Source organism: Amnibacterium kyonggiense (assembly GCF_004364555.1).
Classification (GTDB): Bacteria; Actinomycetota; Actinomycetes; order Actinomycetales; family Microbacteriaceae; genus Amnibacterium; species Amnibacterium kyonggiense.
The window spans coordinates 325111-340386 of sequence record NZ_SOAM01000002.1 but is presented as its reverse complement, the minus strand read 5'-3'; the positions used below and the strand labels follow the sequence as shown (position 1 = coordinate 340386).

General features: G+C 73.6%; 13 protein-coding genes and 1 tRNA gene. 9 read left to right on the top strand and 5 right to left on the bottom strand.

The genetic code is table 11. From position 1 onward, the window contains the following. Positions 1-6 precede the first annotated feature (6 nt). Positions 7-1464, bottom strand: coding sequence for an AAA family ATPase (locus CLV52_RS09995; RefSeq protein ID WP_133766200.1), 1458 nt, complete (start codon positions 1462-1464; stop codon positions 7-9). A gap of 58 nt (positions 1465-1522) precedes the next feature. Beyond that, entirely contained in the window at positions 1523-1795 is a 273-nt protein-coding gene (locus CLV52_RS09990) for an acylphosphatase (RefSeq protein ID WP_133766199.1), read from the bottom strand. 43 nt (positions 1796-1838) lie between these two features. Between CLV52_RS09990 and CLV52_RS09985 the strand changes: the two genes are divergently transcribed. Together CLV52_RS09985 and CLV52_RS09980 are read left to right on the top strand one after the other, a co-directional pair. After that, positions 1839-2267 carry a DUF1810 domain-containing protein gene (locus tag CLV52_RS09985; RefSeq protein ID WP_133766198.1) on the top strand — a complete coding sequence of 143 codons (429 nt, stop codon included), beginning with the start codon at positions 1839-1841 and terminating at the stop codon, positions 2265-2267. A 58-nt stretch (positions 2268-2325) separates the two neighbouring features. After that, a complete protein-coding gene (locus tag CLV52_RS09980; protein WP_133766197.1) occupies positions 2326-3870 on the top strand; it encodes an alpha/beta hydrolase in 1545 nt (514 codons plus the stop codon). 61 nt (positions 3871-3931) lie between these two features. On the opposite strand, the gene CLV52_RS09975 is transcribed toward CLV52_RS09980, so the two are convergent. Continuing rightward, a tRNA-Leu gene (locus CLV52_RS09975) sits at positions 3932-4016 on the bottom strand. Positions 4017-4204: 188 nt separating this feature from the next. On the opposite strand from CLV52_RS09975, the gene CLV52_RS18910 reads away from it, so the two are divergent. The 4 genes from CLV52_RS18910 to CLV52_RS09950 all read left to right on the top strand — a co-directional run bounded on the left by CLV52_RS18910 (position 4205) and on the right by CLV52_RS09950 (position 10394). Continuing rightward, the gene (locus CLV52_RS18910; protein WP_246018066.1) at positions 4205-7015 is read left to right on the top strand and encodes a S8 family serine peptidase; all 2811 of its coding nucleotides are present in this window, start codon (positions 4205-4207) and stop codon (positions 7013-7015) included. A gap of 90 nt (positions 7016-7105) precedes the next feature. Next, positions 7106-8398 (top strand): M20/M25/M40 family metallo-hydrolase, encoded by a 1293-nt coding sequence (locus CLV52_RS09960; protein WP_133766196.1) that lies wholly within the window; start codon positions 7106-7108, stop codon positions 8396-8398. Between the two features lie 46 nt (positions 8399-8444). Beyond that, positions 8445-9461, top strand: coding sequence for a pirin family protein (locus CLV52_RS09955; RefSeq protein WP_133766195.1), 1017 nt, complete (start codon positions 8445-8447; stop codon positions 9459-9461). Between the two features lie 51 nt (positions 9462-9512). Beyond that, entirely contained in the window at positions 9513-10394 is an 882-nt protein-coding gene (locus CLV52_RS09950) for an undecaprenyl-diphosphate phosphatase (RefSeq protein WP_133766194.1), read from the top strand. A gap of 84 nt (positions 10395-10478) precedes the next feature. Here the strand turns inward: CLV52_RS09950 and CLV52_RS09945 are convergent, their stop codons facing one another. Next, positions 10479-11351 (bottom strand): hypothetical protein, encoded by an 873-nt coding sequence (locus CLV52_RS09945; RefSeq protein WP_133766193.1) that lies wholly within the window; start codon positions 11349-11351, stop codon positions 10479-10481. 198 nt (positions 11352-11549) lie between these two features. Next, a complete protein-coding gene (locus CLV52_RS09940; protein WP_133766192.1) occupies positions 11550-12497 on the bottom strand; it encodes a PAC2 family protein in 948 nt (315 codons plus the stop codon). A 104-nt stretch (positions 12498-12601) separates the two neighbouring features. On the opposite strand from CLV52_RS09940, the gene CLV52_RS09935 reads away from it, so the two are divergent. The 3 genes from CLV52_RS09935 to CLV52_RS09925 are packed head-to-tail and all read left to right on the top strand — an operon-like array spanning position 12602 to position 15271. After that, positions 12602-13291, top strand: a complete 690-nt coding sequence (locus tag CLV52_RS09935; protein WP_133766191.1) for an HAD family hydrolase — start codon at positions 12602-12604, stop codon at positions 13289-13291. After that, positions 13288-14256, top strand: coding sequence for a tRNA (adenine-N1)-methyltransferase (locus CLV52_RS09930; RefSeq protein ID WP_246018065.1), 969 nt, complete (start codon positions 13288-13290; stop codon positions 14254-14256). Before CLV52_RS09935 ends, CLV52_RS09930 begins: the two co-directional genes overlap by 4 nt. A 43-nt stretch (positions 14257-14299) precedes the next feature. Further along, the gene (locus CLV52_RS09925; RefSeq protein ID WP_133766190.1) at positions 14300-15271 is read left to right on the top strand and encodes an FKBP-type peptidyl-prolyl cis-trans isomerase; all 972 of its coding nucleotides are present in this window, start codon (positions 14300-14302) and stop codon (positions 15269-15271) included. Positions 15272-15276 lie beyond the last annotated feature (5 nt).

The following is a 15276-nucleotide window of genomic DNA, read 5'->3' as shown; positions in this document are numbered from 1 at the left end:
GCCGCGTCAGCGCGGGTTGTACGCCGTCCAGCGACCGCGCGGCCGACCGGCCACGACCGCGAACCCCTCGCCGCCGTCCGATTCCTCGGCGCCCTCCGCCCCGCCCATCCCGAGGAGGCTCCGGGTCAGCTCCGCGTCGGCGGCGAGCATCGCGTCGAGGGCGGCACCGAGGTCGTCGTCCGTGACCGCGCGGCCGGCGACGGCCGCGGTCAGGACGGTTCGCCGGAACAGCTCCTTCGCGAAGGACGCGGTCGTGCCGTCGGCCCGCTCCGCGGCCGCGCGCACCGCCTCCGCACCGATCGGCAGCCCCCGCGCGGAGAGCGCGAACAGGCGCACGCGCTCCTCCGCGCCGGGCCGCGGCACCTCGACGGCCAGGTCCACGCGGCCCGGGCGCTGCGCGAGCGCGCGCTCCAGCACGTCGACCCGGTTCGTCGTCATGAGGAAGGTCACGTCCGCGTCCCCGTCCAGGCCGTCCAGGGCGTCGAGCACCGCGAAGAGCAGCGGCTGCGGACCGAAGTGCCCGCGGTCCATCGCGACGAGGTCGATGTCCTCGAGGACCACCATCGCGGGCTGCAGCCCGCGCGCGAGGTCCGTCGCGTCGTTGATGAAGCGGATCGCGGGACCGGTCAGGAGGACGACGGTGGTGCCCTCGGCGGCGCCGATGAGGTGCCGCACCGTGAGCGTCTTGCCCGTCCCGGGCGGCCCGTACAGGAGCACGCCGCGCTTCAGGTGGCGCCCGGCCGCGAGCAGCACCTCCCGGTGCTCCGCGATCCCGAGGACGTGGCGGCGGACCGAATCGAGCACGCCGGCGGGCATTACGACCTCGTCCTCGGGGATCGCCTCCCGCTCGACGAAGACGGACTCGCCCTCCGCCTGGTACTCGCCGCCCGGCGTGAGGGTCAGGACCTGGCCGCGGAGCACGCTCCGCTCGTGCATCAGCCTCCGGACGGTCGCGACGAAGCGCTCGGCGACCTCCGACTCGCCCGCCAGCACCTGCATCGCCGCCTGCTCGCGTCCGTGCTGCCGGTCTGCAGTCCGCTGCAGCACGGCGAGCGGCCGGTCCTCAAAGCGCAGGAGGCGGATGCCGAACGCGACGATCCGCCGCCGCTGCTTCGGGCCCGACGCCGCGAGCGCGAAATCGACGGCGCCGACGTCGTAGCCCGCCCAACGGTTGGCGAGCATCGACTCGATGCCCTCGTGCTCGCGGTTCTGCCCGCGGACGCCGAGCAGCTCGCCGTCCCGGCCGAGCTCGTCCATCGCGATGTCGAGGTCCACCAGTCGATGCGGCGCGACGACCTCCGTGAGGACGGGTGCCGACGTCACGTCCACACCGAGGTGCGTCTGGATCCGCTCGCCGAGCCGGGTGAGCGTGGTCTCGTCACGCTCGAACTGCTGCGCGATCTCGATCAGGCGCTTCACGCCGGCCATCAGCTCGTCGTCCGATCGGCCCAGCGGTTCGCTCACGTCGGCATCCTGCCGCGCCCGTGCGCCGCCCGGTGCTCCGCGCCCCCGGGACCCCGGGTCAGCGGGTGATCTCGAACGAGTCGGCGTCGAAGCCGTCGACCGGCTCCGCGTCCACGTCCGCCACCTTCGCGAACCGCGGGCCCTGCTCGAGCCAGGCGGCGAACTCGTCCATCGCGGCGCGCTCGCCCTGCGCGAGGATCTCCACCGCGCCGTCGGTGCGGTTCCGGACGCGGCCGACGACGCCCAGCCGTTCGGCCTCGCCCTGCGCGGCCCAGCGGAAGCCGACGCCCTGGACCGCGCCGGTCACGGTGTACCGCCTCGCGATGGTCATGCGTCAACGGTAGTTCCAAGGCGCCCGGCCGTACCGTGCGTCGATGACGTCTGACCCGGACGACCTCGCCCGCTTCCGCACCGCCCAGGACGCGCACGGCGCGTTCACCGACGCGCTCGCCGAGCTGCGCGCCGGTCGCAAGCGCACCCACTGGATGTGGTTCGTGTTCCCGCAGCTCGCCGGCCTCGGGCGCAGCCAGACCGCGCGCTACTTCGCGATCCCGGACCTCGACGCCGCGCGCGGCTACCTGGCGGACCCGGTGCTCGGTCCCCGGCTCGTCGAGGCGGCGCTCGCCGCGGCCGACGCGCCCGCCACCTCGGTGGAGGAGCTGCTCGGCGGGATCGACGCGATGAAGCTGCGGTCCTCGATGACCCTGTTCGCCCGGGCGGATCCCGCCGAGCCGTCGTTCCGCCGGGTGCTCGACCGCTGGTTCGACGGGGAGGAGGACGCGACGACGACCGCGCTCCTCTGACTCCGGTCGGTACCGCCGGTTAGCCTTCGAGCCGGCCGAACGCCGATGAGGGGGCGCAGTGCGACGACCGGTGGTGCTCGTGACGGGGGTCGTGGTCCTCGTCGTGGTCCTGGTGGCGGGGGTCCTCACCGGACTCGTCATCACGGCGAAGGAGACGGCCCGCCCGTCGGCGGCCCCGTCGGTCGAGGCGACGTGGCCGACGCCGGCGCCGATCCGGTGGACCGACTGCACGGAGGCGTCGCTGCGCACCGCGGGCGCCGAGTGCGCGATGGTCGCGGTCCCGCTCGACTGGAGCGCCCCGCGCGACGGTCGGACCGTGCGGCTGGCGGTCTCCCGGGTACGGCACACGGCCTCGCCGTCCGCGGGCGTGATGCTGACGAACCCGGGCGGCCCGGGCGGCAGCGGGCTCACGCTCTCCACGCTCGGCACGAAGGTCCCGGACGGGGTCGGCGCCCGGTACGACTGGATCGGCTTCGATCCGCGCGGTGTCGGCTCCTCGCGACCGCGCCTGTCGTGCGATCCCGGCTACGCGAACGGCCCCCGCCCGGCGTACACGCCGACGAGCCAGGCCTCCGTCGACGCCTGGCTCGAGCGCTCCGAGGCGTACGCGACGGCCTGCGGCGAGAAGAACGGCGCCCTGCTCGAGCACGACACGACCCGCGACTCCGCGAACGACATGGAGTACCTGCGCATCGCGCTCGGCGTGCCGAGGATCAGCTACTTCGGCTACTCCTACGGCACGTACCTCGGCCAGGTCTACGCGACGCTCTACCCGTCGCGCGTCTCCCGGATGGTCCTCGACTCCACCGTGGACCCGTCCCGGGTCTGGTACGGCGCGAACCTCGATCAGGACCTCGCGTTCCAGACGACGATCGAGCGCTGGTTCGCCTGGCTCGCGTCGCACGACGACGTGTACCGCCTCGGTGCGACGCAGCAGGCGGTCCAGGCGAGCTACGACCGGCTGTCCGCGAAGCTCAGGGCGCAGCCGGACGGCAGGTTCGGCGCCGCGGAGCTCACGGACACGCTCGTTTACGCCGGGTACTTCCAGAGCCTGTGGTCGGGCCTCGGCGACGCGTTCGCGCAGGCGGCGACCGGCGACACGGCGGCGCTGCAGCAGTACTGGCGGGGCCTGAACGAGACCACGGACGACAACGGCTACGTCGGCTACCTCGCGGTCGAGTGCACGGACGCGCCGTGGCCGGGGGAGTGGTCGGTGTGGGCCGCGGACGCGAAGCGCGTGGACGGCCGGGCGCCGTTCGAGACCTGGGCGAACACCTGGTTCAACGCCCCGTGCCGCACCTGGCCGGCGAAGGCCGGCGTGCCGGTGGACGTGGACGGCTCGAAGGTCGCGCCGATCCTCTTGATCGACGAGACGCTCGACGCGGCGACGCCCTTCAGCGGCAGCCTCGCGGTCCGGAAGCTGTTCCCGAAGGCGAGCCTGCTCGCCGAGCCGGGCGGCACCTCGCACGCGGACTCGTTGAACGGCAACAGCTGCGTCGACGACACGATCGCCCGCTATCTCGAGGACGGCTCGCTGCCCGCGAGGAAGGCCGGGGACGGCCCGGACGCGACCTGCGCCCCGCTGCCGGTCCCGAGCCCCTGAGGCCGGAGAAGCAGAAGGGCCGCGCTGCTGCGCGGCCCTTCTGCTGAGCTGTCTCAACTCGTGTCCGAGGGGGGACTTGAACCCCCACGCCCGATAAAGGGCACTAGCACCTCAAGCTAGCGCGTCTGCCATTCCGCCACCCGGACCGGTGGAGCGCCTCGCGGCGCCGAACGGGAACACTACCGGAAACCGCGGGCCCCGTTCGACGACCGGGCCGCGGCGCGCCGAGGCGGTGGATTCCCAGGTTCATGTTCTTTGCAGGTTCCTCATCCGATCCATAGGTTTGCCCCACCACCCCCACCACCCGCCCGGGGAACCACGGAGGAGCGATCCCATGCCCCAGTCCACCCGGGGTCGGCGCGCGCGCGTCGCCGGCCTCATCCTGCTCACGACGGGAGCGCTGCTCGCCGCAGCGCTGCCCGCGGTCACCGCCTCGGCGGCGCCCGCGACTCCGGTGCACGCCGCGCCGGGCACGCGATCGGCGCTCGGCAACGGTCTCGCCCGGCTCGTCGACGGCGGCGCGTCGGCGCAGAAGCGGCTCGCCGGCGGTCTGCGGATGGATCAGGAGTCGCTCGCGATGCGCGACCCGGCCGGCCGCGTGCTCGTCGACGTCGTGCCGCAGACCGGTGCGGACCGCGCCGCCCTGCAGACGGCACTGGCGGCGAAGGGCTTCGTGCGCACCGCGGTGGACGCCGGCACCGGCACCGTCGAGGGCTACGCGCTGCTGTCCGCCGTGCGGGCCCTCGCCGCCCTCCCGGGCGTCGGCACGGTCGCGCAGGCCGTCAAGCCGCGCACGTCGACGGGCTCGGTGGAGTCGCAGGGCGTGCGCTTCCAGCGCATCGACAAGGTCCTCGGCACGGGCATCACGGGTAAAGGCATCACGATCGGCGCGCTGTCCGACTCGTACGACCGGGCGACCACGACCGCCACCGGGGAGCCCCTGACGGTCCACGCCGCGCAGGACGTCGCGAGCGGCGACCTGCCCGGGAAGGGCAACCGCAAGCACCCGCAGCCGGTCGTCGTGCTCTCCGACGCGGACGGCGGCCTCGACGAGGGCCGCGCGATGCTGCAGATCATCCACGACATCGCCCCCGACGCGAAGCTCTGCTTCGCCACCGCGTTCAACGGGGAGGTCGACTTCGCGAACCAGATCCGCGCGCTGGCCGACCCGAAGGGGAAGTGCCGTGCCGACGTGATCGTCGACGACGTCAGCTACTTCGACGAGCCGTTCTTCGCGGACGGCATCCTCAACGACGCGGTCGACGACGTGGCGAAGCTCGGCGTCCAGTACTTCAGCTCCGCGGGCAACGACGGCGACCAGAACGGCTGGTCGGCGCCGGTGCACCTGATCCCCGCCGCGAAGGCACTGAAGGGTACGGGCCTCGACTTCTCGCAGGTCGACCCGGCTCTGTACGACGGCGGCCTCCAGGACGCGAACCCCGGTCCCGGCGTCGACGTGGCGCAGACGGTCTCCCTCGGGGAGGACGGCGGCCTGTTCGACCTGCAGTGGGACGACCCGACCGACTACGACGGCGCGACGATCGGCGACTCGTACTTCACGGACGAGGGCGAGCTGACGACCCCGACCTCGGAGGTGGAGTTCGCCTTCACGCCGACGGCGGCACAGCTCGGGAAGCAGGTCCAGTTCCTCGTCGACGGCGTCCCCTCGGGGTCGACGGACGTCGTGCTGACGCTCACCGAGCCCGACGGCACGGTCATCGGTCCGGTCGACACGGTGACCTCGCCCGAGCAGATCGTCACGACGCTCACGGACCCGGGCACCTACACGCTCGCCGTGACCGGCTTCGACGGCGCGGTGGGCCCCTTCACGGTCCGGATCTCGCCGATCCTCGCGCCCTCGAAGGTGACGACGGACTTCAACGCGCTGCTGTTCGCGCCGGACGGCAGTTACCTGGGCGCGCTGGCCGACGCGAACATCCTGTCCGGCCGGCCGCTCGAGCTCTCGACGCTCGCCGGGCTGCCCGAGCTGCAGATCGTGATCAGCCGGTCGGGCACGGGGAGGACGCCGGTGCAGCGCCTGCGCGCGGTGTCGAACGGCGACCTGTACTTCACCGAGTACGGCGACCCGCTCTCCCCGACGGTCTACGGCCACCCGGCGGCCGCCGGCGCGACCGGCGTCGCGGCGGTCGACCCGTTCCGCCCGTACCTGCCGGAGTACTTCACCTCGCCGGGCGGCGACCTGCCGATCCTGTTCGACTCGGACGGGAACCGGTACCCGCGGACCCAGGTGCGGCGGAGCCCGCTCATCGCCTCGACGGACGGCGGGAACACGACGTTCTTCGTCTCCGACTCGACGGAGGACCCGGACACCCTGCCGAACTTCTTCGGCACCAGCGCCGCAGCCCCGCACGCGGCCGGCATCGCCGGGCTGGTGCTCCAGAAGCAGGGCGGCAAGCGGTCGGTCAGCCCGGCCCGGATGAAGGCGATCCTGTCGCGGTCGACGTTCGCGCACGACCTCGACCCGTTCGAGTCCTCCGGCAGCGCCGGCGGCCTCACGGTGAGCGCCTCCGGCCCGCAGGGCAGCGAGCGCGACCCGGTGCCGGGCACGCTGAACGACCCGCGGTTCTTCTCCGTGTCCTACGACGGCAGGGTCCCGCTGAAGTCGATCACCCTGTACGGCGAGACGGCGAGCCCGACCGCTCCGGGCGCGGGCGACGCGAAGCGCTCCGCCGGGATCGTGTTCGACCCGCGGCCGTTCAGCGCGACCGCCGACTCGTTCCGCGACGTGGGCTTCCCGTTCACGGTCGGCGGCACCGGCGGCGGCCTGCGGGCGAGCACCGTCCGGCCGTCCAACTCGGCGCCCACGGGTTCCGGGCAGTACCGGCACCTCACGCTGTCCTTCGGATCGAACCTGAAGTCGGGGCAGTCGCTGCGGTTCGGCGTCGACCGCGACCTCGCGGTGTCGCCGTACGGCGGCAGCAACGAGGGCAACGGCGCGGACGAGCTCGGCGGCGCCGTGTTCGCCCCGCAGCGGATCACCGTGCCGATCGGCCTCGGCTTCGTCGCCGTCCGCGCCGACGGCTCGAAGATCGTCGGCACCGTGCAGAACCGGCTCGGCCACGGCTACTCGCCGGTCGACGGCTACGGCCCCGTCGACGCCGAGCAGGCGGTCCTCGGCCGCTGAGCCGCACCCCGCACGACGGTCCGAGCCGCGTCCCCGCCGAGGGGACGCGGCTCGGATCGGGTCGGGGACCGGGCCGGATAGCGTGGAGCGGTGACCGCGCTCAGCCGTACCGCGACGCTCGCCCGCGACCTCGTCCGGTTCCCGTCCGTGAACTGGGGCGCCGGCCGGAGCGACGGGGAGGCGGAGGCCGCCGGCTACGTCGAGGCCGTGCTGCAGGGCATGGGGCTCGAGACGCGGCTGTTCGAGTCCGAACCGGGTCGCGTCTCGGTGCTGACGCGCGTCGAGGGTCGCACGCGGGGGCCCGCGCTCGTCCTCCACGGGCACACGGACGTCGTCCCCGCCGACCCCGCGGCGTGGAGCGTCGACCCGTTCGCCGGCGAGGTCCGCGACGGCCTGCTGTGGGGCCGCGGTGCCGTCGACATGAAGGACATGGACGCGATGATGCTCGCGTCGCTGGAGGACGTCCTCGGCTCCGGACGGCAGCCGGCGCGCGACCTCGTCGTCGCCTTCTTCGCCGACGAGGAGGCCGGCGGCGTCCTCGGGTCGCACTGGATCGTCGACCGCCACCCGGAGCTCTTCGCGGGCGCGACGGAGGCGATCAGCGAGGTCGGCGGCTACTCGGTGGACCTGGCCGGGCGCCGCGCCTACCTGCTGCAGACCGGCGAGAAGGCCCTGGTCTGGGCGAAGCTGACCGCCCGCGGGCCGGCCGCGCACGGCTCCCGCCTCATCCGCGACAACGCGGTGACGACGCTCGCGGAGGCCGTCGCGCGGATCGGCCGCAAGGACTGGCCGATCCGGCTCACGGACACGACCCGGGCCCTCGTCGACGAGCTCGGGCGCATCCTCGGCATCGACCCGAAGGCGGCGGGGGAGGACGCGGTCGTGCTCGCCTCCGGGACCGCCTCCGGGTTCATCCTCGCGACGCTGCGCACGACGACGAACCCGACGGTGCTCGAGGCCGGGTACAAGCACAACGTCATCCCGGACACGGCGACCGCGCTCATCGACATCCGCACCCTGCCGGGCGAGGAGGAGGCGGTGCTCGCCGAGCTGCGCGAGCTCGTCGGCCCGGAGATCGAGATCGAGACCGTCCACGCGGACGTGGGCCTCGAGAACCCGTTCGAGGGGCCGCTCGTCGAGAAGGTGATCGCGCTGCTCGGCGAGCACGACCCGGGCGCGCCCGTGCTGCCGTACCTGATGTCGGGCGGCACCGACAACAAGGCCCTCTCGAAACTCGGGATCACCGGCTACGGCTTCGCGCCGCTGCAGCTTCCGGCCGAGCTGAACTTCCCGGCCATGTTCCACGGCGTCGACGAGCGCGTGCCGCTCGCCTCCCTCGACTTCGGCACGAAGGTGCTGACGGACCTGCTGCTCACCTACTGACTGCGCCGGCCGCCCCGCCCGCGCCGATCGGCGGGAGGATGGCGGCATGAGCGTGACGGAGCGGGACCCAGAGCTGGTGGACGCGGCCGCGAGCGACCCGGCGCCGCCGGAGCTGCTCCTCCCGCGCGAGGTGCCGCTCGGCGGCCCCCGCGCGATGCGGGTGCAGCGCACCCTGCCGCAACGGCAGCGCTCGCTGATCGGCGCCTGGTGCTTCGTCGACCACTACGGCCCGGACGACCTCTCCGAGCGCGGCGGCATGCGCGTCCCCGGGCACCCCCACACCGGGCTCGCCACCGTGACCTGGCTGTTCGAGGGCGAGGTCGAGCACCGCGACACGACCGGGGCGACCGCGCTCGTGCGGCCCGGTGAGGTCAACCTCATGACCGCGGGGAACGGCGTCGCGCACTCCGAGTACTCGACGCCCGCGACGACGGTCGTGCACGGCGCGCAGCTGTGGTTCGCGCTGCCCGCGGCGCTCGCCGGGGAACCTCGCCGCTTCGAGCACGCCGTGCCCGCGGTGCGCCGGGTCGCGGGGGCGGAGGTGCGCGTGTTCGTCGGAGAGTGGCTCGGCTCGGAGGGCGCGCCCCAGGCGCCGACGCCGCTGATCGGGGCGGAGGTCCGCCTGCCCGCGGGTCTCCGGTGGGAGGCGGAGGTCGACCCCGGCCACGAGGTCGGCGTGCTCGTCGACCTCGGCGAGGTGCGGGTGGAGGGCCTCGCCGCGACGCGGTCGCAGCTCGTGGCGCTCTCGCCCGGTCGGCGCACCCTCGCCGTCGAGGCGGGGGAGCACGGCGCGCGCGTGCTCGTGCTGGCGGGGGAGCCGTTCCCCGATCCGGTGACCATGTGGTGGAACTTCGTCGGCCGCGACCACGAGGACATCGTCGCCGCGCGGGCGGCGTGGCAGGCGCAGGTCGAGCAGCAGCGGGCGACCGGCGGCGCCGACGGCCGGTTCGGGCCGCACCCCGAGGCGTGGGACGACGTGCTCCCCGCCCCGGAGATGCCCACCGTCCGACTGAAGCCGCGTCTCCGGCGCGCGCTTCGCGTTCCCTTGGAGCCTCCCCGATAGCGTGCTGCTTCGAGCAGGAGCCTCCTGCGACCGACGCCGGAGGTGTGCAGGGTGATCGAAGCGCTCGTGCTGGGCCTGATCCAGGGCTTGACCGAGTTCATCCCCGTCAGCTCGAGCGCGCACATCCGCATCGCGGGCCTCTTCTTCGGCGCGGGCGACCCGGGGGCGGCCTTCACCGCCATCATCCAGCTCGGCACCGAGACGGCCGTGCTCGTCTACTTCTGGAAGGACATCGTGCGCATCGTGCGCGCGTTCTTCCTCGGTCTGCTCAGGACGAAGGGCCCGGACGGGCAGCCGCGCGTGCCGCGCACCGACCACGACTACCGGATGGGCTGGCTCATCATCATCGGGTCGATCCCGATCGTGGTGCTCGGCCTGATCTTCCAGACCATGATCGAGACGACCTTCCGGTCGCTCTGGATCGTCGCCTTCGACCTCATCGTGTTCGGCGTCCTGCTCGGTGTGGTGGACCGCCTCGGGAAGAAGCGGAAGACGATCGAGCAGCTGAACACCCGCGACGGCGTCATCTTCGGCTTCGCGCAGGCGCTGGCCCTCGTCCCCGGCGTTTCGCGCTCGGGCGGCACGATCGGCGCCGGCCTCGTCATGGGCTACACCCGGGCCGCGGCGGCGCGCTACTCGTTCCTGCTCGCCATCCCCGCGGTGTGGGGATCGGGGCTGTACCAGCTCTACAAGACGGTCAAGGAGCCGTGCACCGCGGCGGCGGCCGCCGCCACCGGCTGCGCCCCGGAGATCTTCAACGGCGCCGAGACCCTCGCCGCGACGGTCGTCTCCTTCGTCGTCGGCCTCGTCGTGATCGCGTTCTTCCTCCGCTACCTGAACCGGGGCTCGTTCCTGCCCTTCGTCGCGTACCGGATCCTCATCGGCATCCTCCTGATCGGCCTCCTGCTGGCGGGCGTGATCCAGCCCAACTGACCCCTCGCGCACGCAGGACGACGTGCGGCGTGCAGGACGAATGCGGCGCTCTTCGCCTGAAGGCGGTACGCGCGCCTGCACGCGTCACCGTCCCAGCGCCGCGAAGACCGCGTCCTCGACCGCGGACCACCGGAACAGCGCCTGGAACCAGGTCACCCGCAGCGTGCGGTAGCGCCGTCTGGCCGCCGTCAGGTCGCGCGTGCGGTCGCGCTCGAAGGCCTCGGCGTCGTCGTGGAACTCGCGGCCGTCGCATTCGATGATCAGGACGCCCTCGACGAGCAGGTCGACCGATCCGATGCCCCGAAGGCCGACGAGGATCTCGACCCGGAGTCCTCGACGCAGCAGCCGGAACCGGACGATCGTCTCGACGCCGGACTCTGAGCGCCCGTCCGCAGCAGCGACGACCGGGGCGAGGTGGGCGGGGAGCCTCGCGGCGAGTGCCGCTAGGTCGTTCGGACGGAGGAAGCGCAGGTGCAGCGCCGACTCGAGCACGGCGAGCGCGAGCTCGGGCGGCTGCGACCGGAACGTGTGCTCGAGCAGCACGAGGATCGGAGCGATCCTCGTGCGACCGGACCCGGCCAGGTCCGCCGCGGCGGTCCAGTGCAGCATCACGTCCGGGCGCGGGACGAACGGCGCACTCGCGTCATCGGCGTCCCGCAGGCGCGAAGCGGTGCGGGGGAGCGCGATGCGCAGCACGTTCCGGCGCTCCCCGCCCCGACCCGGGCTCCATCCGGCGGGCGGGTCGGGCGGGGTCCAGATCCCCATGGCGCGGGTGCCGGTGCTCGCCGTCGCGACGCCGCCGACCCGCACCGCGCGGATCACGTCCACGTCGGCGTCGACGGCGGCGAAGTGGCCGCGTCGCACCTCGCGGATCACGCGTTCGCCGACGGCGCGGCGGATCTGTCGGGACGACTTGCCGCGAGCCCGCAGCTCGCCGGTGGTCCAGAAGACGGTCATCCCGGCATGGTGGCCACCCCGGCGATGCGGATCGGCACGCGCCGGGATTCGGGTCGCTGCCCACCGCTGTGGAGGAGGCGAATCGGCTCCGCAGGGCCGCGATCAGGACCGTGCATCGCGATCAGGACCGCTCCGGCCGCCCGCTCCTGCGTCGGGCGCCGGTTCCTGAAGCGGACACACCGCCCGCGCGGCGGCTGGTCAGTCGCCGGGGCGCCAGGGGGGCGGCTGCTCGCCGCGGCCGGGGCCCTCGCCCCGGCGGAGGTAGCGCTCGAACTCGCGCGCGATCGCCTCGCCGGAGGCCTCGGGGGAGTCGACCGTGTCGCGCGCCTTCTCGAGCTGCTCGATGTACGCGGCCATGTCCTCGTCCTCGTTCGCGAGGGCGTCGATGCCGGTCTCCCAGGCCTCCGCCTCGTCCTCGAGGTCGCCGCGCGGCACGCTGATGTCGAGCACGGCCTCGAGCTTCTCGACGAGGGCGAGCGTCGCCTTCGGCGACGGCGCGTTGTGCACGTAGTGGGGGACGGACGCCCAGATCGAGACGGACGGGATGCCGACTCGGGCCGCCGCGTCCGAGATCACGGAGAGGATGCCGACCGGGCCCTCGTAGTTGCTGCGCTCGAGCTCGAGGTCGGCGCGCACCTCGGCGTCGTCGCTCGACGCGAACGTCGAGATCGGGCGGGTGTGCGGCACGTCCGCGAGCATCGCCCCGAGCGTGATGATCCCCTCGACGTCCGCGACCAGGGCGGCATCGACGATCTCGGCGACGAACGCCTTCCAGCTGCGGGAGGGCTCCGTGCCGAGCAGCACGAACAGGTTGTCGCGGTCGATCCGCTCCTCCGGCTCGGTGACCTCCTGCACGACGCCGCGCCCGCGGCCGCGCTTCGCCGGGCCCCACATGGTCGCGCCGGGCCAGGTCAGCCGCTTCACGCCGTGCTCGTCCGCACCGACCGTCGGCCGGTTGAACTGGTAGTCCATGTAGAGCTCGGGGTCGATCTCGAGGATCGTCGTGAGAGGCAGCGCGTCCCGCACCATCCGCACGGCGTTCGTGGCCGCCTCACCGGCGTCGTTCCACCCCTCGAACGCCACCACGAGGACACGTCCCCGCTGGAATCGCTTCGTCTGCGCCAATTGCTCCCGGGCCAATCGCATCAGTGCCGTACCGCCATCGGCCGCCGGCCGATTCGCCCCACCCTAGGCCGACCGCCTCGGGGCCGGACGGGTGTTCGCTCTCCGCGTCGCTATCCTCGGGGCCGATGACCGCCCTGCAGCTCCCCTCCGCCGTGCTCTGGGACATGGACGGCACCCTGATCGACACCGAGCCCTTCTGGTTCGCCGCCGAGACCGAGCTCGTCGGCCGCTTCGGCGGCACCTGGACCCACGACCAGGCGATCTCGCTCGTCGGCAGCGGCCTCCGCGACGGCGCCCGCGTCCTCCAGGACCACGGCGTCCGGATGGAGGTCGACGACATCGTCGCCTGGCAGACCGACTTCGTCACGGAGCGCCTCGTCGGCGACCTGCCGTGGCGACCGGGCGCCCTCGAGCTCCTCGCCGCGCTGCGCGACTCGGGTGTCCCGACGGCGCTCGTGACGATGTCGGTGCGCCGGATGGCGGTGGCCGTCGCGGCGGCGCTGCCGATCGGCGGCTTCGACGTGGTGGTCGCCGGCGACGACGTCGCGCGGCCGAAGCCGGACCCGGAGGCGTACCTCCGCGCCGCCGAGCTGCTCGGCGTCGACGTGACGCGCTGCGTCGCCATCGAGGACTCGCCGCCCGGGCTGGCCGCGGCGATCGCCTCCGGTGCCGCGACGGTCGGCGTCCCGCACCAGGCCGTGCTGCCCGACCCGGACCTGGAGCGCGCTCCGGCGCGCTGGCGGATCTGGCGCACCCTCGAGGGCAGCACCCCGCAGGACCTCGCCGCCGTCGCCGACGAGCTGGCACGAGCGTGACCGGCCCCTTCCGCGTCGGCGACCGCGTGCAGCTCACCGGGCACAAGGGCCGGCGGAACACGATCACGCTCGCCGCGGGCGGGATGTTCCACACCCACCGCGGCACCCTCTCGCACGACCTCCTCATCGGTGCGCCGGACGGCAGCGTCGTCACCGGGTCGGACGGCCAGCGCTACCTCGCGCTGAAGCCGCTCCTCACCGACTACGTCATGTCGATGCCGCGGGGCGCCGCGATCGTCTACCCGAAGGACGCGGGCCAGATCATCGCCTCCGCCGACATCGCGCTCGGGCAGCGGGTCGTGGAGGCCGGCGTCGGCAGCGGCGCCCTCACCCTGTGGCTGCTCCGCGCGGTCGGCGAGACCGGCACCGTCCACTCGATCGAGCGGCGCCAGGAGTTCGCGGACGTCGCCGCCGACAACGTCGCCGGCTTCTTCGAGGGCACGCCCGACCGCTGGACGCTGACGACCGGCGACCTGAGCGAGGTCCTCGACGCCGGCGAGCCCGAGGTCGCGGACCGCGTCGTGCTCGACATGCTCGCGCCCTGGGAGACCGTGCCGGCGGTGCAGCGCGCGCTCGCGCCCGGCGGCGTCGTGATCGCGTACATCGCGACCGTGCCGCAGCTGTCGCGGACCGTGGAGGCGCTCCGGGACACCGGCGCGTTCACCGAGCCGCTGTCGACCGAGACGATGGTCCGCGGCTGGCACGTCGACGGCCTGGCCGTCCGCCCGGACCACCGGATGGTCGCGCACACGGGCTTCCTCGTCACCGCGCGGCGCCTCGCCGACGGCGCCGAGGCGCCCCGCATCTCCCGCCGCGCGGCGAAGACCTTCGCCGACGAGGACGTCGAGCTGTGGACCCCCGGCGCGATCGGCGAGCGGGAGAAGAGTCCGAAGCGCATCCGCCAGGTCGCCCGGCAGGCCGCGGAGATCGCCGAGGCCCGGCAGGCGGCGGACGACGAGGACTGACCCGGCCGACCGGAGGCCGACGGGTCTGGCAGGATCGTGGACCGTGCACCGGACCGTCCGACTCCTCGCCGGCAGCGTCGTCCTCGCCTCCATCGCGGCGGCCCTGACGGGCTGCGCCGGCGGCGGCGGGTCCGTCGCGGGCTGCACGCCGCCCGTCGGCCCCGGGCAGGCGTCCGAGAGCGTCACCGCGACCGGGAAGGTCGGCAGCGCCCCGACCGTCTCCTTCGACACGCCCGTCCACGTCGACGCGCCGCAGGTCAGCACGCTCGTCGCCGGCCACGGCGCCCCGCTGACCGCGAAGCAGGAGATCTCGACGGAGGTCAGCTTCTACAACGCGACCACCGGTGCGGAGGTCCTGAAGTCCGACTACACCGGCTCGGCGCCGGCGAAGTTCGTGATCGGGACGGTGCAGATCACGGGGCTGCGCAAGGCGCTCGTCTGCTCGCAGGTGGGGGAGCGGCTCGCGGTGGTCCTGCCGCCGTCGCAGGCGATCCCCGCCGCCTCGCGCCCGACGGGGCTGTCGGCGACGGACTCCGTCGTCGCGGTCATCGACATCCGCGACGCGTACCTCGCACGAGCGAACGGCACGGACCAGGTCATGGGCAGCGGGCTCCCCGCCGTCGTCCTCGGCCCCGACGGCCGCCCCGGCATCACCCTGCCGGACGACACCCCGCCGACGGGGCTCGAGGTCGCGAACCTCAAGGTCGGATCCGGAGCGACGATCGGGAAGGGCGACACCGCGGTCATCGCGTACACCGGCGTCGTCTGGAAGCCGGGCGACCCGGCGAACGGCACGGTGTTCGACTCCAGCTGGACCACCGGCACGCCCGTCGACGTGGTCGTGAAGCAGGGTCAGACGGTCCCCGGTCTCGTGACCGCGCTCGCCGGCCAGAAGGTCGGCTCGCAGGTGCTCGCGATCCTGCCGCCGTCGCAGGCCTACGGCAGCCAGTCGACCTCCACGATCCCGGCGAACTCGACGCTCGTGTTCGTGGTCGACATCCTGGGGAAGGCCTGACCCTC